Raw genomic sequence first — 23464 nt, forward strand, 5'->3', positions numbered from 1 at the left:
GGAGGTAGCAGGTGCAGATAGCCATCGTCGGTGCTGGGCTGGCCGGGCTCGCCGCCGCACAACGTCTCGCGGCGGCGGGCATCGACGCCAACGTCTACGAGGCAAAGCCCCATTGGGGCGGGCACGCACACAGCGATGAGGTCGACGGCTTCTGGTTTGACGAGGGCCCACACGTGTCCTTCACCGGCGACGCGGTGATCCGCGAAATGTTTGAGCGAAGCTCCGGCGGATCGGGCGAACTGACCGCGTCGATCGGGTGCTACTTTCACGGCCATTGGACGACCCATCCGGTCCAGGTGCACCTGCACGGCCTACCGGCTGATCTGGTTGCCGACTGCATCCTCGACTTCTTCGCCCCGCGACCGGCACCCACAGAGGCATCGAACTACGCCGAATGGTTGGTCGCCACCTACGGGCGTACCTTCGCCGAAACGTTTCCCTACGTCTACACCCGCAAATACTGGACGGTAGAGCCCGCCCAGCTTTCCACCGATTGGATTGGTCCCCGAATGCAGCGACCGTCGGCGCGCGAGATGGTCCTTGGCGCGCTGACGCCCGACATGGCCGGGACGTTCCACTACCTCAAGACCTACCGGTATCCGCGCGCCGGTGCGTTCCGCTCGTACGTCCGGGAACTCGGCGAGAGCGCGAATGTCATCGTCGACAAGGAGGTGTCCATCGTGGACGTGGCCACGCGGAAGCTGCACTTCGCGGACGGTTCGTGTCAACCGTACGACCAGCTGATCTCGACGATGCCGCTGGACCAGCTCCTGCGCCGCATCGGCGGGGTGCCGGTGCCGGTGCCAGTGCGTCAGGCGACCGACGACTTGCTGTGCACCTCCGTCGTGCTGGTCGATATCGGCATCAAACGCGCGGAGGTGACGTCCTACGACTGGCTGTACTTCTACGACGAGGACATCTGCATCTCACGCCTGAGCGCGCCGAGCCGCTACGCCGCGTCGATGGCCCCGGCCGGCTGCTCCTCCGTCCAGGCTGAGGTCTATTTCTCGCGGGAGCGTCCGCTTCGTCAGGACCCCGCGCGCACCGCCGACCGGGTCGTCGGTGAGCTGATCCGGGTCGGCATCCTGCGGGACCAGAGTGAGGTGTTGTTTAGTCGGGTCCGTGTCATCCCCTACGCCAACGTCGTTGTCAATCAGCGACATGCGTCGGCACTGTCAGTCATCCGGCCGTTTGTCGCTGAGTGTGGCATCACCCTCGCGGGCCGTTACGGGGAATGGAAATACTACTGGACAGACGACGCCATCCATTCCGGGTGGCGGGCCGCGGCAGGGGTCACCGAGCGGATCACCGCACCGGCCGTGCCGGACGGTCCCTGACATGGCGACGGTTGTCATGGTGGTGACGGGCACGGCGGGTGACGTCCATCCGCTCGTCGCCATCGGCGGAGGTCTGACCGCACGTGGACACCGGTGCACGCTGATCAGCCATGCCCCGTACGCCGGGCGCGCGCGTGCGGCGGGCCTCGAGTTCGTGCCGCTCGACACGCCTGAGGAGTACAAGCGACTGCTGCAGGCCAGTGCGGAACTGGTCACGCGAAATCACGACGCCGACGCCAGGCGCCGCGTTGCCGGTTGGTACCACAACGCGACGCGCGCGAAACTCAAGTTCGACGAAGTGACACGGCGGGTGGGCTCCGACGGCTCAGTCGTCATAGCCCGCTATGTCACCGAGACCGACGCCATCAACGCCGCGCAGGCCGCCGGCGTCGTTGCGGCGTGGTCGCTGGTGTCCCCGCACGCCGTGGACGAGGCACGCGGTATCGACCAGTTGCACGGCGGCGCGTACCTTGACGCCCTGAACATCGAACGCCACCGTTTCGGCTTGGCTCCGGTCGACAACTGGCTGTCGTGGGTGGAGGCATCGCCGCGGCTCGGGCTGTGGCCGTACTGGTTTGCCCCCGATATGGAGAACACACCCGGGTTGTACACCACCGGCTTCCCGGACGATCGCGGTCGGCCGCTGCCAGCGGACATCTGGCAGTTCCTCGGAGACGGCGTTCCGCCGGTGCTCGTGACGGCCGGCAGCGGGATGATGCTGGCGCCCGGGTTCCATCGCGCGGCCGTCAAGGGCGCTCTATGCGCGGGGTTTCGCGTACTGGCGGTCGGCGGCGAGCCGGGTCTCATATCGTCTCGGCGGGACAGCAGGGTGGAGCACCGACAGAGCCTGCCGCTCGCTGCCCTGATCCCACATGTGGCGGCGGTGGTGCATCACGGTGGAATCGGCACGGTTGCCCGCTGCTTCGAGGCCGGGGTGCCGCAACTGGTGCTGGCGCAGGGTGTGGACCGGCCCGACAACGCGGCACGGGCGCAACGGTTGGGGGTGGCGATTGCCGTGCCGCCCGCGGCATGGCGGCCGGCGGAGGTGACTCAGGGGTTGCGTCGACTGTGCGACGAAACCCAACACCGGCAGAAGGCCGCCGAATGGGCGGCTGTGATGGGTATGAATAACGGGGTCGCCAGCGCCTGCGACCGGATCGAGGAGCTGCTCAATTGATGACACCGACGGACGACGCGGACTTCGCCGACGAACAGCGACGGGTCCACGCCATCCGCTCGCGCGTGATGGTATTGAGCCCGTCGTTCCACGCCCGCTACCTCGACTGGTTCCTGCGGCTCGGTGCTCAGGACATCGGCGACGAGGACGTGCCGGAGGTCCTCGGCGCCAGCGTTGCCGAACTGTCGCGTTTGGACATCGAGCACCGATGCGGCCGGATCAGCGCACCGAGCCTCGCGATAGCCCGACAGCAGGTGCGGGACCTCGTCGAGGGTCTGCTGCGCCAGGAGGCCGTGTCGCAGGAGAACAAGCGGCAGCTCCGCCAGTACATTGTGGAGAGCTTTCCGCTGCGGCTCCTGGACGGTGACGGCAGGTTCAGTCACGATTGGTTCTACTATCACGAACCCGTGTGGCGAAAGCACTTCGGCCACCTAGCCGGCGTTGCGGGCCTGCGAATCCTAGAGGTTGGCTGTTTCGAGGGCCGTTCGACGTGCTGGTTGCTGCGCGAGCTGCTCACCGGCGAGGGCAGCTCCGTGGTGTGCGTCGATCCATTCATCGCCTACGACGGCCAAGAAGGCAACTTCGACTACAACATGCGCGCTACCGGCCAGGCGCATCGGGTCGTGAAGCTACGGGGACCCTCACAGCAGGTCCTGCAGTTCCTCGACCCCCAGACATTCGACCTGATCTACGTCGACGGTTCACACGCTGGGCTGGACGTCGTACAGGACGCCGCGCTCGCCTGGAAGCTACTGAAGCCGGGTGGCTTCGTCGTCTTCGATGACTACGAGGACGCGCTGTTCCCGGGCTCGTTCGGTTTTCCCGTCAAACCGGCGGTCGACGCGTTCCTGGCGATGATCTACGGTAGATACGACGTGCTGTTCCGCGACTGGCAACTGGCCGTTCGCAAGCGCGGGTGAGGGACCAGGATCCGTACACCTAGGAGTGTGATCGATGGCAATATCCATTGCTCCGGGAGCTGTCGTCGCCTGGGAAGCCGAATCGCCCAGTGATAGGCGACTCGGCGTCGTGCTCGGGGAACTGAGCGAGACAGCCAAGTACGTGGTGGCGTCCGCTTCGTGGGGGATCGGCGGAGACCAGACGGTCAACATACAAGCAGAAGACTTCGTGCGCCGACCCGTGGACGAAGACGACGACTTGCAGATCTCGCATCTGGATACCTCGACGCTCCCCGCCGACAGCCTGACCGTGGTGGGCCAGATCAGCGGCCCTGCGTTGTCTCGTGCGCTGCGGGCCAGAATCACCGACACGTCGCGGTGGTTCTACGAGACCTACCACCATCCTCGCCGTACCGAGGCCAACACCTCCGCGGTCCCCTACTCGGGCCGGGTATTCGACCATCGTGAGCTGGAGTTCGCGGTGGAGGCGTCGCTCGACTTCTGGTTGACGCTCGGCCGGTTCGGCGAACGGCTGCAGCGCGATCTCGCCCGCTACCTCGGCGTGCGCCGAACGGTCCTGGTCAACTCGGGCTCTTCGGCGAACCTTCTGGCCGTTTCAGCACTCACCTCGAGCCTGCTCGGCGACCGCGCACTGCGGCCGGGCGATGAGGTGATCACCACGGCCTGCGGGTTTCCCACGACGGTCAATCCAATTCTGCAGAACGATTGCGTGGCGGTGCTGGTGGATACCGATCCGGGATCGGGGAACGTCGACGTCACCCAACTCGAGGCGGCGCTCACGGAGCGGACCAAGGCGGTGATTCTTGCCCATGCGCTCGGCAACCCCTTCAACATCGACGCGGTGTTGGATTTCTGCCGGCGGCATGAGCTGTGGCTCGTGGAAGACACCTGCGACGCGCTCGGTTCAACCTACCGTTCTCCGGCCGGCCCTGCGCTGGTCGGCAGGTTCGGTGACCTTTCCACGTTGTCGTTCTACCCGGCGCACCACATCACTATGGGAGAGGGCGGCGCGGTCAATGTGGTGTCGGATCCGATGTTGGTGCGTGCCGTGGAGAGCCTGCGGGACTGGGGGCGGGACTGCTGGTGTGACTCGGGGCAGGACAACATCTGCGGCAAGCGCTTCTCCTGGCAACTGGGTGACCTACCCCAAGGCTACGACCACAAGTTTGTGTACAGTCACGTCGGCTACAATCTCAAGCCAACTGACTGGCAGGCGGCGATTGGTTGTGCACAATTCGAGAAGCTACCGGAGTTCAATCGGCTGCGCCGACGCAACTGGGAGCTGCTTCGGGAGGCTTTCGGCCGCTACGAAGACCTGTTCGAGCTGCCGTACCCGGAGGACGGGTCCGACCCGAGCTGGTTTGGCTTCAAGGTGCTGCCGAGACCGGACGCCCCGTTCGGCCGATCCGAGATAGTCGGCTTCTTCGAGTCGCACCGGGTGCAGACCCGGATGATTTTCGGAGGGAACCTGATTCGGCAGCCCGCATACTGGGACCGGGTCCGTGCGGACGGCACGCCGGCGGTGCGGACCGTCGGCCAGATGACGGGGGCTGATCGGATCATGAACTCAGGGTTCTTCATCGGGGTCTACCCGGGCTTGACCGAGGCCCACATCGAGAGGGTCGGAAACGTACTTGACCAGTTCGTCGATGGCCTGTCCGCAGGCGCGGTTGCTATGCCCGGAGTCGTTGACCTGCGTCGTGCCGCTCGGGATCTGTCGCCGCGACGACAAGCCGTGCGAGACCTGCGCGAGCAGACGGGACCTTCCCGGTTGTGATCGGCTCGGCGGCCGCACCCGTGCGCCAGGCCCACGGCGATCCGGGCCCGACCACCACGCCGTCCGGTCAGCGACAGAGGCGCGGCCACAGCGATGCGAACTTCCGATTGGCCAAGCACCCCCGCTATACCCCGCCACACTGTCCGACATCCACTAAGAAGTGCGTGATTGCCGTGGCGGCAGCGATGCGGGCCGATTCGACCCGGTGCGCACCCTGACGGTGTTTCGCTGCCGCAGCGCCCAGGGCCACACCGAGATGCGCCGTGGATCGCGTAGCGGGAATGGACGTGTCAGCGACTGTGCTCCTGATACCTGTTCGCCAGGGTAAAGCAAAATTCTCGTCATCCCCTGATCAGGCTCGCATGCGCCGTGACGTTCTGACTCGGTTATGGTGCCGGCGCGACGTGAGTACAGCGTCGGAGGATGTGCTCGAGCCTGATATTGCACCGCAGGATCGGTCATCAAGAGATCCCGTCGCTGTGCTCTTCCCTAGACTTGGCCCTATTGAGACAAAAGTGAAGGAGAATGCAGTTGCAGTCGACTGAGGACGGCCGAACCCGCCCGGGTTTCCTCGTGCTGCCGGAGCGCTCGGCTAAGCCGCGTGTCTCTGGCATTACACATGTCCTTGACAAGGGCATGCCGATTCTTATGCTCGAATCCTTCTTGGGGCAGATTGCGCAATATGTCGACTACCTGAAGACTGGCTGGGGGACTGCCTACGTAGACCCATCGATAACCCAGCGCATCGCGCTGTGCTCCCGGCTAGGTATCAAGACGTGTCTGGGCGGCACACTTTTCGAAATCTGCGCCGCTCAGGGCAGGCTTGTCGAGTTTTGCCGATGGGCTCAGAAGGTTGGACTCTCGACGCTCGAGGTTTCAAATGGCCTACAACTGATGAGCCAGAAGACGAAGAGCACATTGATCCGGAACCTCTCGAAGGACTTCTCGGTCCTCGCTGAAACAGGTGCAAAGTCCGCCGACGTGCACGTCGATCCGGCGCAGTGGGCGGGCGAGATGGAATCGGATCTCGAATCCGGGGCCGAGCTCGTTATCGCGGAGGGCCGCGAGAGTGGCACGGTAGGGCTGTACCAGAAGAACCAAGCTGTGCGGTCCGACCTGGTCGAGGCGATCAGCGCCCGGATCCCGCTGAACCGGGTCATCCTCGAAGCGCCTCAGAAGGCCCAGCAACTTTGGCTCATCCAGCACTTCGGTACCGCAGTGAACCTCGGCAACGTGTCGCTCGAGGAAGTCTTGCCTCTGGAGACCTTGCGGCTGGGGCTGAGGGCGGATACCGCCTTGGGAGCGTCCGTCTCTCCCGAGTGCGGAACCGTTTTGGCATGACCGGTCAGCATCGGAAGCAAGCGAACGCGACAAGTAGTCCTTATCGAGGCCTATCCATCCAAGAAGTCGATATTTCTCTCACTGAGACGTCCATCGAATCCTTCCTCATGGGTCGCGAGGTTTATCGGCGCACTGACTATCTTGTGTTGAAGAATGCCGGTTTAGCAGCGCTGGTACAGATCGACAAGGAGCCTGGGGCGAGCTCTTCCTACGTGTCGGCTCGTGCTCCGTATTGGCTGCGCCCACTGAGCTGCTGTGGATCGAGTCGCCGACAACGGACGTCGGCAACGCGACGGCGCTTGCGGATGTGGCGGCTACTCATGCACGGCCAGGCATCACCGCATATGTGGTGCACGGCAAGTTCGAGCATGTGAACTTCATCTTGTGCCCTGCTCCGTTGCGGATCCAGGTCGCCGAGGTAGTTCCGCCATTCCCGCCGAAGCTGCTCGAAATGGCTAAACAAGCGGTGGCGTTCGACGAGGATCTGCCGCCGATCGAGCTCAAGCTGGACGCGGTGGACCTCTCTGAGCGGGCGACTTTACACCCCGCCCCTGTTCATCTGCTTCCATGTCGAGGTAGCCGCGCAAATCTGGATGGTCTCGTGGAGTACCTCGACACTCGTCCCGCGCAACGGAAGGACTGGTTGTTGGTTGGTTGCGAGCGGTCCGCACAATTTTACCGACACTTTTATGGCGATGAGCCGGTGAAAATCAATATTTGTCCGCGTGACCGCCTCACTGACCCTTCAAGGCTGACCCTTACCAAATGCTGTCTACTCGAGCGCGGCGTCGAAATCGGTGATGGCATGGCGGTCGTGCCTTGGGGAGCCAACCTCGATGAGGTACGCAGCGCGCTGCGGCATCTCGCGGGCCTCCCACAGCCCGCGACCGCGGTCGTGCGCAAGAGGGGGAGTGATGGGAGCTCATCCGGCTGACTCATTGCTTTATCGGCACCTATGGAGCACCGAGGAGATTCATCGATACTTTGATGATAAGGGGCGCATAAAGGTCTGGCTGCAGATTCTCAGCGCGTTGGCATCGGCGCAGTCCGAGGTCGGTATCATTCCCCACGAGGCAGCCGTAGCAATCGCCGCACACGCTGATGTCGAATTGTTTGACCTAGAGGAAGTGGCTTGCGCAACGCGGGCGACTGGCCACTCAACGTTCGGGCTTATCCGTAGCTTGCGCTGCGTGCTGCCCGAAGAAGCTGCGGAGTGGGTCTACTACGGGGCCACTGTCCAGGACCTCACGGACACGTGGACCGCACTGACCGCGCGCTATGTGCTTGACATCGTTGACCGTGACCTCGGGCACCTCCTGGACACGATCGCCGGCCTCGCCATTGCTCATCGAGACACGGTAATGTGCGGGCGGACTCACGGACAGCCCGGTCTGCCAATCACCTTCGGTTTCAAGGCCGCGGTGTGGGCTTCGGAGCTTTCTCGCCACCGGGAACGGCTCCGCGATATCCGGCCTCGCATTGAAGTGGTCCAATTGGGCGGCGCTTTGGGGACGATGGAGTTCTGGATGCCAGAATCCGAGCGACTACTGTCCGCGTTCGCCGCGCGACTTGGACTCGGAGTGCCGGATATTCCGTGGATAACGGCTAGGGACGGTGTGGCTGAATTTTTGGGGTTTCTGGGTATGATGAGTTCCACATTGGCCAAAATTGGTCAAGAGGTATATGAACTTCAACGGCCAGAAATCGGCGAACTGGCCGAGACTTGGACGCCGGGCCAGGTGGGAAGCATAACCATGCCGCACAAGCGCAATCCAGAGTTGTCCGAGCACCTGGTTACCCTAGCGAAGGTGATCCGCTCCAACGCGGGTCTGGGGCTGGAAGCCATGGTGCACGAACATGAGCGTGACGGCCGGTCCTGGAAGACAGAATGGCTTGCCGTCCCTGAGGCCTGTCTGCTCGCCTGCACCGCGCTTGTCCTCTGCTGCCGTCTGGCCGACGGGCTCCAAGTGAACGCTGATCGGATGAAAGATAATGTCGATGCCTGCGCCGGCTACCTCATGTCTGAGCCGGTGATGCGCGTCCTCTCTGCCAAGATCGGCAAGCACTCGGCGCACACGCTGATTTACGAGGCCACGATGAATGGCCGCGCAAATGGTTTGAGCATGCGTGACGCGTTGCTCGCCAATCGAGAGGTGCTCACGCATCTATCAGTATCGGAGATCGACGCCAGCCTTGACCTCGACGTTGCCGTCGGCGCCGCCGGCATGTTCGTTGACCGGGTCCTCAAGACATTGGACACCCCGAGGAGCAAGAATGGCGGCGCAAGGTGATGGCGGCGAATGCGCTACGGCGCGTTGAGCTGATCGATGGGCCCACTCCGCTGCAACGCGTACCGCAGCTGTCCAATAGGATCGGCGTCGACATATGGTTGAAGAGGGATGATCTCACTGGGACCGGGCTGGGGGGTAACAAGATCAGGGCACTGGAATTCCTGATTGGGGATGCGCTGGCACGCGACGCGGATTGCCTGATTACTGGAGGGGGACCGCAATCGAACTGGGCGATGCTGGCGGCGCTGGTGGCTCGTCGGTATGGCCTCGATCCATATCTCGTCTACTATGGACTGCCCAGGCGTCCGTCCGGCAATCATGCCTTGGCCGAGCTTGCGGGTGCGGACATCCGCTTTACCGGCAACTTCGAACGTGCGTCGGTCGATTCGGCGCTTGAGGTGCTGACGGCGCAGCTCAGAGCTGAGGGGCGTCGCCCGTACAACCTGCCACGCGGTGGGGCGACAGCTCTTGGCGCAGTCGGCTACGCCAAAGCCAATAGCGAACTGGCGGACCAGTTTCGGGAGCGTGACCTTACGCCACAATTCGTCTGGCTCGCCACTGGCTCATGCGGGACGCAGGCGGGCCTCCTCGCTGGTGCACGATGCTTGGCCGCCACTTATGGGGTGGTCGGGGTCACCGTAAGTCGACCTGCAGCGGAGTGCGCGCACCGGGTGGCCGTGCTGACCGACGAGGTCACGCAACTGGGATTCCCAGCAAGCCACGGCAAAGACCTTGACGATGTCGTAATCATCGACGGCTATATCGGCCCTGGATACGGTCGTGCGTCCGAGGCGGGAGAGCAGGCGACCCGCATCGTAGCCCAGACCACGGGTGTGTTTCTCGACCCTGTGTTTGGCGCCAAGGCCATGGCCGCCCTGATCGATGCGGCAAGGCGAGGTTCTATCGACGGTCCGGTGGTGTTCTTGGTCACGGGCGGGGCACCAACGTTGTTCGACACATCGGAAGGTCAGATATGACGACTCCGTTTCCAGCAGGATACTTAGGATCCGAAGCGCGGATCACCAGCGGTCCGGCGCGGACCATGGTTGAGTCTGGATACCGCACGGAGATCGCGGATGCGGAACTGCTCCACCACGGACTTGGCATGGCCGACCTCGTCCATCTCCGCGCCCTTCATGAGGCGGGAGTCGTGCCAGACGAAGCCGCGGCGGCCTTGGCTGAGCAATTACTCCAGATCACCTCCCAACCGGCTTCGGAATTCCCCTACGACCCCTTATATGGCGATGCGTACAACAGCCGAGAGCGAGAACTCGAGCGACGGCTCGGTGCGGGCGCCGGCTGGCTGCACACCAGTCGGACGCGGCGGGAAGCCGGCCGGATCGCCTTTCGCCTCGCGGTGCGCGACCGCCTGCTTGATCTTCACGAGGCCGTGTCTGGATTCGCTGAGGTCTTGAGTGGGCGCGCGAGTGAACAGGCGGAGACCGTCTGGGCGGACAACACCTACCTGCAGCCTGCGCAGCCGTCTACTTTTGGACACTACCTGGGCGGCTTTGGCGAGGAGTGCGTCCGGCACCTCACGCGGCTCGAGAACGCCTTCGCCCTGATCGACCGCTCGCCGGCCGGGGCCGGCGGCGTCGGCGGCACCAGGCTCGCCCTCGATCGCGACATCCTCGCCGAACGGCTCGGTTTCGCCGTGCCCGCGGCACACACCCGAGACGCGATGTGGGCAATTGACGAATTCATCGAGGTGGCTTTCGCGGCGCTCTGTGCCGTGATCACGGCAGATCGCCTCGCCGAGGACCTGGAGATCTTTACGAGTCCTGGTTTCGGCTATGTCGGGCTGGACGCTTCGCTCTGCCGGGCGTCCGTCCTTATGCCTCAGAAACGGAATCCTTACGCCCTCGCCGTCATTCGGGCTTCGGCGAACACCATGGTCGGCATGCTCACCGGCCTTGTGGCGACGGCCCGTACACCGTCCGCCCGCACCGACAATTGGCTGAATACCTACGGTCAGGTCGCACAGATTCTTGACACAGCCAACCGGGTAGTCGAGCTTGCCTCCGAAGTCGTGCGGACCTTGCAGATCGACGAGGAGGCGCTGACTCTCGCCGCAGGGACTAAATTCACAGGCGCTGCAGACCTTGCCGAAGAGCTAGTCCTCAGAAACGGAGTGGACTATCGATCTGCCTATCGAATTGTCGGTCGCGCCGTAGCTTGCGCGATAGATGAGGACCGCGCGACGATGAGCGAGCTTGACGTCGAGAACGCTGCTGAGCTGATTCTGCGCCGACGGCTTGGGATAGATGCAACCATCCTTCGTGATGCGCTTGATCCAAGCCACATTGTGGCTACTCGGACCGTTGTCGGAGGCAGTGCGCCGGGACAAGTGAAGGATCATGCATGCGCTCTGCTGGAGCGGGTGCGGAATGCAAGCGGCTGGCGCGATGACCGGCGTGAGCATATCGCGAGTGTGGAAGAGGAGATAGTTGATGCTGCCGTTGGCCTCACTCGGATCCGAGCTGGCCACGGAGGCAATGCGCAGCAATGAGGACAGCCCCTCTACAGTGCCCAGAAGTAGCTCACTTGACTGGCTGTGTTTGCCCAACCGCATAACAAAGGAGCCCTGTGAACGACCGTATACCCTACGACGTTGTCATCGTCGGGGCGGGAGCCGCCGGTTTATCCGCCGCCGTGCTGTTGGCGCGAACGAAACACCGCATCTTGATTATCTCACTGACCGCTCGGCGCAACTCCACCGCGGAGGTCATCAACAATGTTCCGTATGCGCACGGAACTCGGCCTACAGACGTATTCGCAAAGATGGAGGCTGACGCCAAACATTACGGTGCCGCCTTCGTATGGGACGCGGTAGACACTGCCCGTGCCAGCGCAGACAGCATCGAACTGGTGACCCGGGGGGGCGCCAGTTACATCGGCCGGCGCCTGCTCCTCGCCGCCGGTACCGTGAATGAGATGCCATCCTGGGTACCGATGGAAGCGTGGGGAAAAGCGGTGTTTGACTGCCCGTACTGCCATACTTATGAGCACGACGGCGCTGCTTTCGTATCCGTAGGGACTGGTGAGGAAGCCCTCAAGCACGCGCTCCTGTGCCAGCAGTACACCAAGGATCTCACGACTCTGGTATCCGACCCCGACGCCGCTCAACATGAATTCGCTGATCGGCTTCGGATGATCGGTTCTAGGGTGTTCGTCGACAGTGTCACGTCGGCCACCGTACTCGACTCGGGGAAGCTGCGCCTCCTGACAGCTAAAGGCAGAGAGTTGATAGCCGGGACCGTCGTACTGGACTTCATAATCCGACCGAATCAGCTTCTGCCGAGGCAGCTCGGACTTGAGTTGAGCCCAAACGGATATCCACGCGCAACGCCCTTCGGTAAAACCTCCCATCCGCGAGTCTACAGTGCCGGAAATAACCCTGGCTCGCCGTATTTCATGTGGACGGGCGCGGCCTGCAGTGGAATCAATGCTGCGCGGCAGATCTGTGAGGATATCGCGTTCGGCGACTGATATACGCCGGCTGCTGGATCGATTGATTCGCAGTACCTCGAGAATGGATGGATTTTGGGCGCACGACAACCTCGGCTGGCGGGCATGACGAGGCGTCTGTGGCTCTCCATGCGCCTTATCGCCGTGGCGCGTAAGGCAGGCTGGGGCTGGTTCATCGCGCTATGGATTGTCAACCTCGCTCGCATGGTGTTGCCAACAATCGTCGGATTAGCGATGGGCCTGCTCGTCTCGAGGCTGTTGGCCGATGGCGAAGAGCTGGCGACAGTCTCGGCACTGGTGTCCGCCGCGTGTGGCTTAATGTTGCTGGCGCACACCACTGAGACTGTCGGTGCGGCGCTCACGTTCAGCGTTTCTCAACGACTAGACGGTTGGCACCAGCATCGCATCTCACGGCTGGTCGGCGGCCCGCAAGGAATCGGACATCTCGAGGATCCCGCGGTCAGGAACGATCTCGAAGAGGCACTGCTGAAGGGCCTGCCCGGGTGGGCCTCATACAGCTTCGGCACGGGTGCGACCGGCCAGATCGCCATCAGCGCGCGGACCGTGGGCTCGTGCTTCGCCGCCTTGGTGCTCGGGCGTTTCTCCTGGCCGCTTGCGATCGGACTACTCGCAGTGACGTTCGTGGTACGAATGTGTGTGCGTCGCGAATGGCTCGGACAGCATGGCGTCGTAAGAAAATTGACGCCGGTGACACGAAAGGCGCATCGTTGGGCAGATGTGGTCGCCTCGCCCTGGGCGGCCAAGGAATCCCGCATCTTCGGCCTGGGCGACTGGGCGATAGGACGACATCAGCGGCTCATGAGTGGCCGAGTGCTTCATCTGGCGGCGATTCGAGCGCGCGTCCTGCGCAAGACGGCATTCCTGGTCGTTCCGCTTGGCGTGGCGGTCCTGGCCGGTCTCGGCACCTTGGTGTGGGCCGCGGCCGCCGCGAAGATCACGCCGGGCTCGTTAGCGATCTATCTTGGAGCGTTCTGGGGTGTCGTGGCTGCAAACGGCATGGATTACGAGGCATTCGACGTTCACTTCGCTGGCCTGCCGACGCTACTGGCCCTCGATCATTTACAATCACGGCTTTCATCGAGCTCGGAGAGCTCCCTGCACCCGTACCAGGGGTCGACAGCGCCGCCGGTAGTTCGATTTTCCGCGATCAAATTCCACTACCCCGGTGCGAGCCGTCCGGTCCTGGACGGATTCGATCTGGAGATCGCAAGCGGAGAGAAGCTCGCAATTGTCGGAATGAACGGCGCCGGCAAGTCAACGATGTTGAAATTGTTGTCCGGCATGTACCGTCCGTCGGCTGGCCAGCTCACGATCGATGGCAGGAGCCTCGACGACTATGGTGCGCGCGCCTGGCAGAAGCGCCTGGCAGTCGTCCTGCAAAATTTCGTACATTACGACCTTTCGCTGCGCGAGAACATTGTGCTTGGTGCTTCACAAGAGTCTGCGCATCCCGGACTGCTCGACATTGTGGCGCGGCAGGCTGGCATCGAAGACCTTCTTGGCAGGATGCAACTCGGATGGGATACGCCCTTGTCTGCTCGCTACCAAGGCGGCGTGGAACTTTCGGGAGGGCAATGGCAGCGCATAGCGCTGGCTCGTGCGCTTTATGCGGTGGCGCGGGGAGCGCAGCTGCTCGTGCTGGACGAGCCGACCGCACACCTTGACGTCCGAGCGGAGTTGGATGTGTTCTCACGTGTTCTCGACGCGGCCGAGGGGGCAAGCGTCGTATTGATCTCACATCGGCTCTCGTCGGTGCGCAAAGCCGACCGAATCGTTCTCATCGACGATGGCAGGGTAGTCGAGGACGGCGGACACGACCAGCTCGTTGCCTTGGGCGGACGGTATGCGAAAATGTTCGCTCTCCAGGCTGACCGGTTCGGCGATCATCCTGCTCATGGAGGGGGTGATGCGACATGAGCCGCGCTTCCATACTCTTGTTCCTCTTCCGGACCGCTTGGCGTGCGCGTCGGCGAGCGGTGGTCGGCTATGTGCTACTACTGATCATAGAGATTCCTGCGATTGGCTGCCTGGGCCTGGCATTGCGCGCTCTCATCGTGTCGGCCGCACAGCGGGACCTGTCAAGGTCGCTCCTTGATGCGGCCGCTGCGGCCCTGTGTTGGACGGTCTCTGCCGTGGGCGGCTCGGCACGAACGAACCTGACCTACCTTCTTGCCGAGTCTGTCAGTGTGCAACTGGACGGACAGATTCTTGGCCTCATCGCACAATGCGGTGACCTGGAGACCTTGGAATCGCCTGAGTTCACCGACAGGGTTGGGATACTGCGGAGCGGCGGCGATCTGATCGGCCACTACTCGCTGAGTGTTCTCGACGCCGTTGCCACCGTCTTGCGCTTGGCATTTGTTCTGGTGCTGTTGGCCACGGTCCGAGCCGAACTGCTGCTCCTCGCCCTGATCTTGGCGCCGGTGCTCTGGCTGCAGCGCAGAGAGCGGCAGCAGGTCATCCGCAGCATGGTTGACACGGTTGAGCAGACGCGCCTCGCTGACCATCTCTTCCGCCTACACACTGATCCTGCGGCAGCCATGGAAATGCGAATTGCGGATTCCGTCAAAACGCTAATCGACCTCGCGGACGGCATCTGGCGCAACGTCGTGAGGCGGAAGGATCGCGCGCTATGGCGGTCGGTTATCTTCGACGTTGCCTCCTGGTCAATATTCATTGTTTGCTACGGCTCCGCACTGATCTCTGTCGTGCGATCGGGCTCTGTCGGTCAAGCCATGGCCGGAAACATGCTGCTGGTCATTACTCTCATTGCGAATCTAAGAAAACAGGCGGAGGACACTGTTCACCAGCTGCATCGGACTGCCGAAGGCGCCCACTTCCTGGATGCTTATCTGGCGCTTCGCAACGATGCCGCCTTGCAACTTGCGGCGTCGTCGCGGCCGATCCCCTCTTCTCTCACGGATGGCATCGCCTTCCACGGAGTCTCGTTTTCCTACCCACGTGGCGCTGCTCCTGTGTTGTCCGATCTGAGCATCCGCCTTCCGGCCGGTTCGACCGTGGCGATCGTAGGAGAGCACGGAGCTGGCAAGACTACGCTGATAAAGCTATTGTGTGGTCTGTATACCCCGTCGTCGGGCCACATTACGGTAGATGGGCTGCGGCTGGACGAAGTCGGCCATAAACAGTGGCAAGGCAGAATCACGGCGAGCTTCCAGGATTTCGCGAAATTTGCATGGCAAGTACGTGAGTCGGCTGGCTGTGGCGATCTGACCAGGCTAGCTGATGATGCGAGGATAACGGAGGCTCTAAACGCCGGAGATGCCTTGGGGTTCGTCGCGAAGCTGCCGCTGGGCCTCGATACCCCTCTGGACGCCTCCCGCGATGGTGTCGAGTTATCAGGTGGACAGTGGCAGCGCATAGCGCTCAGCCGCGCGTTCATGCGCACTAGTCCCCTCCTGTTCGTACTCGACGAACCGACGGCGTCCCTGGACGCGCACAGCGAGTATGTCGTCTACCGACGACAAATGGTCCATGCACGGAACCTAGCAGAAAAGAACGGTGCGATCACCGTGGTAATCTCCCATAGGTTCTCCACTGTACGCATGGCGGATCTCATCCTTGTACTTGCGAATGGCGCTGTTTCGGAGGCCGGAAGCCACGCCGAGCTGATGGCGCTAAATGGGGTATACGCTCAGTTGTATGAACTGCAAGCTCAGGGTTATGGGCAGGATCATCCGGCAGCTCCCCCAGAGGGCGCCGGCCGCTCATCGCTCGTTTGACGCGGCAGAGGGTACGATGAAACTCTGGGCGTTGAGGTGTTGCGCTGGTGAAGCAGTCGGCGCACTGCACGAATGGGCCGTCGGGAATCTTCAAGGACCCATACAGAAGGTCGTCTTCGGAAACGCTGCTCGCGCCACGCGATCGGTTTTCGGTTGGTATGCCATGATCCTCGCGCGGCGACAGTGACATCCCGACCTTCCCAGATCCTCAAAATACTGTCCAGCACGGACAACAGCGTCCGGGATCAGGATCAAACAGACTGGTAACGACACACCGCGAATTCGCCAGCGGAGTCCGAGCAGGCGGCACTCAAGGTGCTCTACCTCGTTGTCAAACAGAAGCGTCGCGCCGGCCAGAACCTGACCGGCCGGATCAACGGCTAGCGACAGGCCCTCAACGCCTTCGCCATCATGTTCGCCGACCGGATCACCAACCAGTAACCACCATCGATCACGTCAGAGGCTCATACAAAAAGGATCTGACAGCCCCGCCCGTGGATTCAGGCTACGAGGGTCCGGCATTAGGTGTTTACTCGAGACGCCGGGTGGTGGGGTGGTTGTCGCAGCGGTTGAGCGGCGTCGCGCTGCTGATGAGCAGACGTAGCACCACGATGGCGGTGGAGAGGTAGAGGTACATGGTCTGGCTGTACTGTCGGTTGGCCGCAGCTTGCTGAAGCCGTTCATCCACGGGTGCCCGCGTTCGACCACCCAGCGTGTCCGGCCTGGATTGGGGTGGCAGGCCCTCGCGGACGATCTCGCCGGTGAGGTCGCTTGGCAAGGGCGGTACGAGGGTTTGTCGCCGCCCCGGCCCAGACTGACGTTGACCTGCTCGGGGTAGGTCGCCGACGTACTTGTGGGCGGCTCCCAGGGTGGGCACTAGCAGCGGGGAATCGTGGCGGTTAGCTCCGGCAGCCATGACTGTTAGCAGGACACCACGCGCCTCCGCGAGCACCGAGCGTTTCAGGCCCCGTTTGCCGCGGTCCACCGGAGTGCGCCCGGCGGCTTGCCCGCCACCCTTTGGTGATGCAGCCATCCACGGGCAACTCGCCCAGTTCCGCGCCGATCATGCTGTCGTAGGTCTGCAGGGGCTGTAGAAACCTTCGGTCACCGATACCTGTGGATCACTGTCAGAGGCGTATTCCGAGTAGTGCGTCCACCGCATCCGTTACCAGAGCGGGTGCCGTCACGTCAGTACCGTCGCTGGCCGCCCACCTGTCGACCGCCGCCAAGGCCCCGGGTGTATCCAGGTCGGCGGACAGCCGCTCCCGCAGCGCGCGTAGTAGCTCCTCCCCGGGCGGCCCGGCTGACCGGCGTACCGCGGCGCGCCACCGCGCCAGTCGCTCCGCTGCTGCGGCCAGCACCGGCTCGGTCCACGGCCGGTCGGTGCGGTAGTGCCCAGCCAAGAGCCCCAGCCGTACCGCCATCGAGTCCACTCCCACGGCCCGTAGCCTCGACAGAAGGACCAGGTTGCCCTTGGACTTGGACATCTTCTCGCCGTCCAGTCCAATCATCCCGCAGTGCACGTAGTGCTTCGCGAACGGCCGCTCGCCGGTGATCGCCTCGATGTGCGCTGCGGAGAAATCATGGTGCGGGAAGATCAGGTCACTGCCGCCACCCTGTACGTCGACCGTGGAACCCAGCCAGCGCAGCGCGATCGCCGCACACTCGATGTGCCAGCCTGGGCGGCCAGCACCTAGCGGCGAGGGCCAGCTCGGCTGGCCAGCATACTGGCTGTCGCGCCACAGCAGAGGGTCCAGAGGGTCCCGCTTGCCGGCGCGGTCCGGGTCACCGCCGCATTCCGCGTTCAGCGAAAGCATGGTAGCTCGGTCATACCCGGACTGGTACCCAAAGTACTTGGCGGCCCGAGTGTCGAAGTAAACATCGTTGGTGTCATCCCCTAGCCGGTACGCCGCGCCCTGCGCGACCAGCCGCTCGACCAGCTCCACCACCTCGGGGATGGCCTCGACCGCGCCCAGGTAGTGCTCCGGCGGCAGGATCCGCAGCGTCTCCATGTCGGTGCGGAACAGCGCGATCTCCCGCTCGGCCAGAGCGGTCCACTCCTCACCGTCCCTCGCCGCGCGCGCCAGCAGCCCATCATCCACGTCGGTCACGTTCTGTACGTACTGCACGACCTGCCCTGTATCGAGCCATAGTCGATTAATCAGGTCGAACGTGATCATCGTGGCGGCATGTCCCAGATGCGTCGCGTCGTAGGGGGTGATGCCGCACACGTACAGCCGGGGCGGGGTCGCCGGCTTGCTCGGCCGCACCGTCCGGGTGGCCGTGTCGAACAGGGCAAGGGGCACCGCAGCGCCGGGCAGCCGTGGCACGACGGGCGCCGACCAGGAATCCATGGCGCCAGGCTAACAAGATCGAACACGACCACCGATGGCGGCCTCTGGCCGGCTCTGCTGGGTGGTGGAACGCGGCATGTCCTGGCTGGTCACCTACCCGCGACCTGGTTCGCCGCTAAGGGGTCCTAACAGAATCGGGTGAGGCGGCGGTAGGTGATGATGCAGGTGGCCAGGCCGAGGAACGCTTCGTGGATGTCGGCCCGGTGTTCCCAGCGGGTGCGTAGCCGCCGGAAGCCGTGCAATGACACGGCCAGCGGGATGCCGTTCGCGTCGGTGATCACGTGGTGTTTCGAGCCCGGCCTGGCACGGTCGACCGGACTCGGACCGCTTTTGGGCACTTCCGCAGGGCCCGCACATGCGTCCCGTCGATCACCGCCCGCGAAAATCCAGCGCACCGGCACCTCGTAGCTCGCCCAGGAGCAGCTCATGCAGACCACGCCAGACCCCGGCGTCGTTCCACTCGGCCAGTCGACGCCAGCAGGTCATCCCCGAACCGAACCCCAACTCCTGCGGCAGAAACTCCCACTGGACCCCCGTGTGCGGCACGAACAAGATCCCGCACAGCACCTTCCGGTCGGCTACCCGCGGCCGGCCACGCCCACCCGGCCGACGCCGCGGCGCCGGCAGCAACGGCTCAACACGCTCCCACAACCGGTCAGAGACGATCCACGGCGGCTGTTCACCCCTACGCACACGACAGTCCTACCGGCCAAGATCAACAACGGTCAAGAGCCAAGATCAATTTTGTTAGGACTTCTAAGGAGGCGGCGGGGATTACGCGGTCTGTTCGAGGCTGATGGGCTTGTCTTGTACTGATTCAGCGATGAGGTGGGGGTGGATCAGGTAGTTCCACTCGCCGTGGAAGGCATACCGCTGCAACGGAACCGTCGTCATCTGCGCGTTGCTGATCTTGACACCGGTGGGGTAGGTTCCCGTGTCCAGCACGGCCTCCACACTCAGCCTGGTGCTGGTTGTGGTAGTCGCGATAGTCTCCACGATGGTCTGGTAGTCGGTCAGCGGCCGGCCCCGCCAGTTGATCGAGATGAACGAAAACAGCCGGTGTTCGACCTTGTTCCACTTCGATGTTCCGGGCGGAAAGTGACACAATGAGCTCTTTTCATCTGCGTGGGAATGTGTTGCGCCACAGGGGATCGAGACGTTTTCGTGACCGAGGGTGGCGTGTTGGAGCCTGGGATGTAGCGAAGCCCTTGCTCTGACGGCGATCGACCAAGATCCGCACGTCGGAAAGCAAGGGCTTCTGCATGTTGTTCTACCGTGCCGCGCTGCCGTTGTCACGCCAGACCGTGACCCTCGTGTCTGGGCTGATCCGAGCTCGCCGGCGAGAACTCGGCTCGCCGTGGCTGGCGCTCAACGCGGGACAGCAGGCGCTGCTGGTGCTGGTGTACCTGCGTCAGGGCGAACCGTTCGCACAGGTCGGGGCAGGGTTCGCAGTGTCAACGACCACCTGCTGGCGCTACGTCAACGAGACCGTCGAGTTGCTGGCCGATCGGGCGCCGAAGCTTCGCGCCGCGTTGCGGCGCGCTCGCCGTGACGGGGCAGCCTTCGTGATCATCGACGGCACCCTGGTCCCGATCGACCGGGTAGCGGCTGACCGGCCGTTCTACTCCGGCAAGCACCGGATGCACGGGATGAACCTACAGGTGGTCTCCACCCCGACGGCACCATGTCGACGTCGAAGATGCATCCGGATGAGGCCGACATCGATGGGTCGCTGGTCGCCCGGTTGCTCGCGAAGCAGTTCCCGCAGTGGGCTGACCTGTCCCTCGTCAAGGTTGCGTCGGCTGGCACCGACAACGCGATCTACCGCTTGGGCGACGACATGGCCGTGCGCGTCTACCCGGAGCCGCCGAGATGGTGGGTAAGGAGCAGTGTTGGTTGCCGAAGCTTGCTCCACTTCTGTCGCTGGCGGTGCCTGTGCCGCTGGGCACAGGCACGCCCGACGACCGGTTTCCCTACCCCTGGTCGGTGTATCGGTGGCTGGGCGGCGAGGACCTCGCCCACCATGCCACTGTCGACCTGGATGACTTAGCCGTCCAACTCGGGCGGTTCCTCACCGCGCTTCAGCGAGTCGACGCCACCGACGGGCCGCTGTCGACTCGGGCCACGCCAGTCAACACCCGCGACAACGAAGCCGTCCGATCCACTATTGATCACCTCGCCGCCTCCGGTGTCCTTGACGCCGGCCTGGCGACCGCGGTGTGGGAGGCGGCGTTGGCGGCTCCAGCATGGGGCGGCTCGCCGCTGTGGATCCACGGCGACCCGTTTCCCTCGAACCTGCTCGCGACGCACGGCCGGCTGACCGGCGTCATCGACTTCGGACTCCTCGGGTTGGGTGATCCGGCCTGCGACATGCTGCCGCATGGACCCAGCTGACTGCCAGCACCCGTGAGCGTTTCGCGCCGAAGCTGGCGTCGACGACGCCACCTGGGTGCGGGGACGCGGTTGGGCGTTGAGCGCCGGGCTTGGGGCGGTACGCGTCTACCGAGTCACCAACCCGGTTCTTGCGGCAGCCGGCCAGCATGCCATCGCCGAGACCATCACCTACTACCAGAACACGTGCTGGCGCGACCGATACCGGCGATCCCACGCACCCTGAAAGTCCCCGCTTCATGTCTCAGGCCCAAGCCGTGCTTGCCAACGAGGCGACGTGGCGGCCGTAACCGAGCTACACGGCTTGCCTGATGGGCATCGGCCGGCATCGTGGAAGCCGGCTCGGCGGTAGGCGGGGCGCGCGGTTCCGGACCGAATTACGGTCCGGGACTGCAGCGAGCTACCGGCGATGGGCGGGGCGGGAGGCGTCGAACGTGCGGATGCGATCCACATAGCGGGCCAGCTCGGCGGCCACATCCTCGGCGGTGACGTCGTCTCCGTCGGTGTCAACCCCGTACTGGATGAAGAAGTACTCGGGCCGGTCCTCGACCATCTTCGCGTGGGTGCCCAGCACGCCGCTCGGCTCCTGGTACAGAGAGGTGACGGTCCCGTTCGGCCACCGCAGCTCCCACCGCAGGTAGTCGCGGTTGCTCTTGCGTTTCGGGTCGCGGGAGACTGGGTTGTACCCGGTGAATCCGTTGTTGCGCAACGCAGTCACGACACCGTCAACATGTTTGCGGGCTGGTTCTGCGGTACGGCGCTCCAGGTTGGCGATGTCGGCGTCGGTGGCCGGAGCAGGCTGCGCGCCGCTGGGCCGGCCGATGGCCGCGGTGACTTCCTCGACGTCGCGGTCGCTGTAGGCCACCCGGATCGTCATCCGCGACGGGACTGCCCCGAGTTTGTTTGACACTCGGGGTTGGCGGGTGTCAGGCCGCGTGTGTGGTGGTGTAGATGGTCTCAAACTCGATCGGGGTCAGTCGTCCGAGGCGGGTTTGACGGCGACGCCGGTGATAGGTGGCTTCGATCCAGGTGACGATCGCGAGCTTCAGCTGGTGGCGGGTGGTCCAGCGGCGGCGGTTGAGGACGTTCTTTTGCAGCAGGGCGAAGAACGATTCCATGGCGGCGTTGTCGCCGCAGGCACCGACCCGTCCCATCGATCCGGTCAGCCCGGCCTGGTGCAGTGTGGTGACGTATTTCCGGGACCGGAATTGGCTGCCCCGGTCGGAATGTACGATCGTGCCACCTGGTTCGCGCACCGCGACGGCGTGCTGCAGCGCGGCGACGGCCAGGTCAGAGGTCATCCGGGAGTCGATGGAGTAGCCGACGATCCGGTTGGACCACAGGTCCTTGATCGCGCACAGATACAGCTTGCCTTCGGCGGTGGGGTGTTCGGTGATGTCGGTCAACCACACCCTGTTCGGTGCCGAGGCGGTGAAGTTCCGGCCACCTCCAGGACGCTTGAGCAGATCGTCATGCACCGGTGGCCCCGGCCTACGGCCCAGCTCCCGCTTGCGGGAGTGAGTCGAGAAGATCCGCTGGTCGCGGCACAGCCGCCAGACCCGGTTGTCGGAGGCGTGGTGGCCGGCGGCACGTAGTTCGTCGGCAACCAGCCGGTATCCGAACTCCGGATCGTCGGCATGGGCATCGATCGCGGCGTTGGTCAGATACGCATCCTGCACGTCGCGCTGGGACACCGGCTCGGCCAGCCACTGGTAGTAGGCCTGCCGGGAGAAGCCCAGCACCCGACACGTCACCGCGACCGGCACCCGGACAGGGGCGTCGGCCGCGGCCAGGTCACGGACGAGCGGGTAGGTCATTTTGGGTTGATGTCCCGGGCCAGATAGGCAGCGGCCCGGCGCAGGACCTCGTTTTCCTGCTCCAACAGCCGGATCCGCTTCTTCGCCTCACGCAGCTGTTCGGACTCCTCGCGGGTCACTCCCGGACGTTGGCCGTCTTCCACGTCCGCGGCACGCAGCCAGTTGGACAAGCACGACTCGGAGATCCCGAAGTCTTTCGCGATCTGCGTCAACGGCGCGCCGCCGGCACGGGCGACGGCGACCACATTGTCCCGAAACTCACGGGGATAGGGCTTGGGCACAGCAAACATCCTTCCAGCAAGGCCAGCAGCCTCACAGATCAGGTGTCAACCAAACCCTGGGCAGTCCCGAGTGCTCGGACCGTGGGCTGGTGTGGTGTGGCGTCGGTTGTGTACTGCGCGGCCTGGCCGGGGCCGGATCCGCACAACGGCGGTCAGTCGGCCGTCGACACCGGCAGCGCGCAGATGTCCGGTGCTGCGTGAACGTTCCGGAGCAGATCGGCCCTCGGCGGCGCATCGTTCCGGAGCAGATCCGCTGGGCGGATAGCGGAAACGGTTTGTTCCGGAACAGTTCCGGAGAACGAGACCGGTGAGCTTGGCCGAGGCGTCGGTGGCTGGCGGGCCGAGCCGGGGGAAGAGGGCTGTGACGGTGGACCGGGAGCGGCCCGCTGAGCCAGATCAGATGGGGGCAGTGGTCTGGGCGTTGTTGCTGCTCATCCCTAACTGCATCGTTGGATCGTTCAAAACTGCAGCAGTGTGAGCCGTCTCACGGGAGGATCACCCATCCGTGGCTGGGTAGCAGGCCGCCCGAACCTTTCACGACGCGTTGGA

14 protein-coding genes and 7 pseudogenes are annotated in these 23464 nt (G+C 63.8%); 15 read left to right on the forward strand and 6 right to left on the reverse strand.

Features of this window, described 5'->3' with window-relative positions; all coding sequences use genetic code 11:
* Nucleotides 1-11: 11 nt before the first annotated feature.
* The 13 genes and pseudogenes from Athai_RS06740 (at nucleotide 12) to Athai_RS06795 (ending at nucleotide 16072) form a co-directional block, all read left to right on the forward strand.
* On the forward strand, nucleotides 12-1337 hold the full coding sequence (locus tag Athai_RS06740; protein WP_203960687.1) for a protoporphyrinogen/coproporphyrinogen oxidase: 1326 nt from the start codon (nucleotides 12-14) through the stop codon (nucleotides 1335-1337).
* A 1-nt stretch (nucleotide 1338) separates the two neighbouring features.
* Nucleotides 1339-2514, forward strand: coding sequence for a glycosyltransferase (locus Athai_RS06745; RefSeq protein WP_203960688.1), 1176 nt, complete (start codon nucleotides 1339-1341; stop codon nucleotides 2512-2514).
* Nucleotides 2514-3434 carry a class I SAM-dependent methyltransferase gene (locus Athai_RS06750; RefSeq protein WP_203960689.1) on the forward strand — a complete coding sequence of 307 codons (921 nt, stop codon included), beginning with the start codon at nucleotides 2514-2516 and terminating at the stop codon, nucleotides 3432-3434. Before Athai_RS06745 ends, Athai_RS06750 begins: the two co-directional genes overlap by 1 nt.
* Nucleotides 3435-3468: 34 nt before the next feature.
* Nucleotides 3469-5211, forward strand: a complete 1743-nt coding sequence (gene rfbH / locus Athai_RS06755; protein ID WP_203960690.1) for a lipopolysaccharide biosynthesis protein RfbH — start codon at nucleotides 3469-3471, stop codon at nucleotides 5209-5211.
* Between the two features lie 525 nt (nucleotides 5212-5736).
* Entirely contained in the window at nucleotides 5737-6552 is an 816-nt protein-coding gene (locus tag Athai_RS06760) for a phosphosulfolactate synthase (RefSeq protein WP_203960691.1), read from the forward strand.
* Nucleotides 6549-6731: pseudogene (locus tag Athai_RS35220) on the forward strand (DUF7714 family protein); the annotation flags it as partial. The gene Athai_RS06760 and the pseudogene Athai_RS35220, both read left to right, overlap by 4 nt.
* A 29-nt stretch (nucleotides 6732-6760) precedes the next feature.
* Nucleotides 6761-7486, forward strand: a pseudogene (locus Athai_RS06765) (XcbA family protein); the annotation flags it as partial.
* Complete coding sequence (xcbD, locus tag Athai_RS06770) at nucleotides 7467-8843, forward strand: 3-sulfopropionylcysteine synthase XcbD (protein WP_203960693.1); 1377 nt, start codon at nucleotides 7467-7469, stop codon at nucleotides 8841-8843. The pseudogene Athai_RS06765 and the gene xcbD, both read left to right, overlap by 20 nt.
* A complete protein-coding gene (locus tag Athai_RS06775; RefSeq protein ID WP_203960694.1) occupies nucleotides 8843-9820 on the forward strand; it encodes a 1-aminocyclopropane-1-carboxylate deaminase/D-cysteine desulfhydrase in 978 nt (325 codons plus the stop codon). The genes xcbD and Athai_RS06775 overlap by 1 nt, the downstream gene beginning before the upstream one ends.
* Complete coding sequence (locus Athai_RS06780; protein ID WP_203960695.1) at nucleotides 9817-11352, forward strand: lyase family protein; 1536 nt, start codon at nucleotides 9817-9819, stop codon at nucleotides 11350-11352. Before Athai_RS06775 ends, Athai_RS06780 begins: the two co-directional genes overlap by 4 nt.
* 77 nt (nucleotides 11353-11429) lie before the next feature.
* Complete coding sequence (locus Athai_RS06785) at nucleotides 11430-12332, forward strand: FAD-dependent oxidoreductase (protein WP_203960696.1); 903 nt, start codon at nucleotides 11430-11432, stop codon at nucleotides 12330-12332.
* A gap of 84 nt (nucleotides 12333-12416) precedes the next feature.
* The gene (locus Athai_RS06790; RefSeq protein ID WP_203960697.1) at nucleotides 12417-14249 is read left to right on the forward strand and encodes an ABC transporter ATP-binding protein; all 1833 of its coding nucleotides are present in this window, start codon (nucleotides 12417-12419) and stop codon (nucleotides 14247-14249) included.
* Complete coding sequence (locus Athai_RS06795; protein WP_203960698.1) at nucleotides 14246-16072, forward strand: ATP-binding cassette domain-containing protein; 1827 nt, start codon at nucleotides 14246-14248, stop codon at nucleotides 16070-16072. Before Athai_RS06790 ends, Athai_RS06795 begins: the two co-directional genes overlap by 4 nt.
* A gap of 529 nt (nucleotides 16073-16601) precedes the next feature.
* Here Athai_RS06795 and Athai_RS35225 read toward each other — a convergent pair.
* From Athai_RS35225 to Athai_RS06815, 4 genes and pseudogenes are all read right to left on the reverse strand, one after another.
* Nucleotides 16602-17187, reverse strand: a pseudogene (locus tag Athai_RS35225) (IS5/IS1182 family transposase); the annotation flags it as partial.
* Between the two features lie 12 nt (nucleotides 17188-17199).
* Complete coding sequence (gene mshC, locus Athai_RS06805; protein ID WP_203960700.1) at nucleotides 17200-18426, reverse strand: cysteine--1-D-myo-inosityl 2-amino-2-deoxy-alpha-D-glucopyranoside ligase; 1227 nt, start codon at nucleotides 18424-18426, stop codon at nucleotides 17200-17202.
* 125 nt (nucleotides 18427-18551) lie between these two features.
* Nucleotides 18552-19092 (reverse strand): annotated as a pseudogene (locus tag Athai_RS06810) (IS5 family transposase).
* A 108-nt stretch (nucleotides 19093-19200) separates the two neighbouring features.
* A pseudogene (locus tag Athai_RS06815) lies at nucleotides 19201-19536 on the reverse strand (ISAzo13-like element transposase-related protein); the annotation flags it as partial.
* A gap of 152 nt (nucleotides 19537-19688) precedes the next feature.
* Here Athai_RS06815 and Athai_RS06820 point away from each other — a divergent pair.
* Nucleotides 19689-20102: pseudogene (locus Athai_RS06820) on the forward strand (transposase family protein); the annotation flags it as partial.
* Between the two features lie 193 nt (nucleotides 20103-20295).
* Nucleotides 20296-20820: pseudogene (locus Athai_RS06825) on the forward strand (phosphotransferase); the annotation flags it as partial.
* 397 nt (nucleotides 20821-21217) lie between these two features.
* Here the strand turns inward: Athai_RS06825 and Athai_RS06830 are convergent.
* Entirely contained in the window at nucleotides 21218-21694 is a 477-nt protein-coding gene (locus tag Athai_RS06830; protein WP_203960703.1) for a hypothetical protein, read from the reverse strand.
* Nucleotides 21695-21743: 49 nt separating this feature from the next.
* A protein-coding gene (locus tag Athai_RS06835; protein WP_239156759.1) for an IS3 family transposase occupies nucleotides 21744-22915 on the reverse strand; the annotation gives its coding sequence in 2 pieces (ribosomal slippage) (nucleotides 21744-22645 and nucleotides 22645-22915; 1173 coding nt in all).
* Nucleotides 22916-23464 lie beyond the last annotated feature (549 nt).

It is taken from the genome of Actinocatenispora thailandica (genome assembly GCF_016865425.1).
Taxonomy (GTDB): Bacteria; Actinomycetota; Actinomycetes; order Mycobacteriales; family Micromonosporaceae; genus Actinocatenispora; species Actinocatenispora thailandica.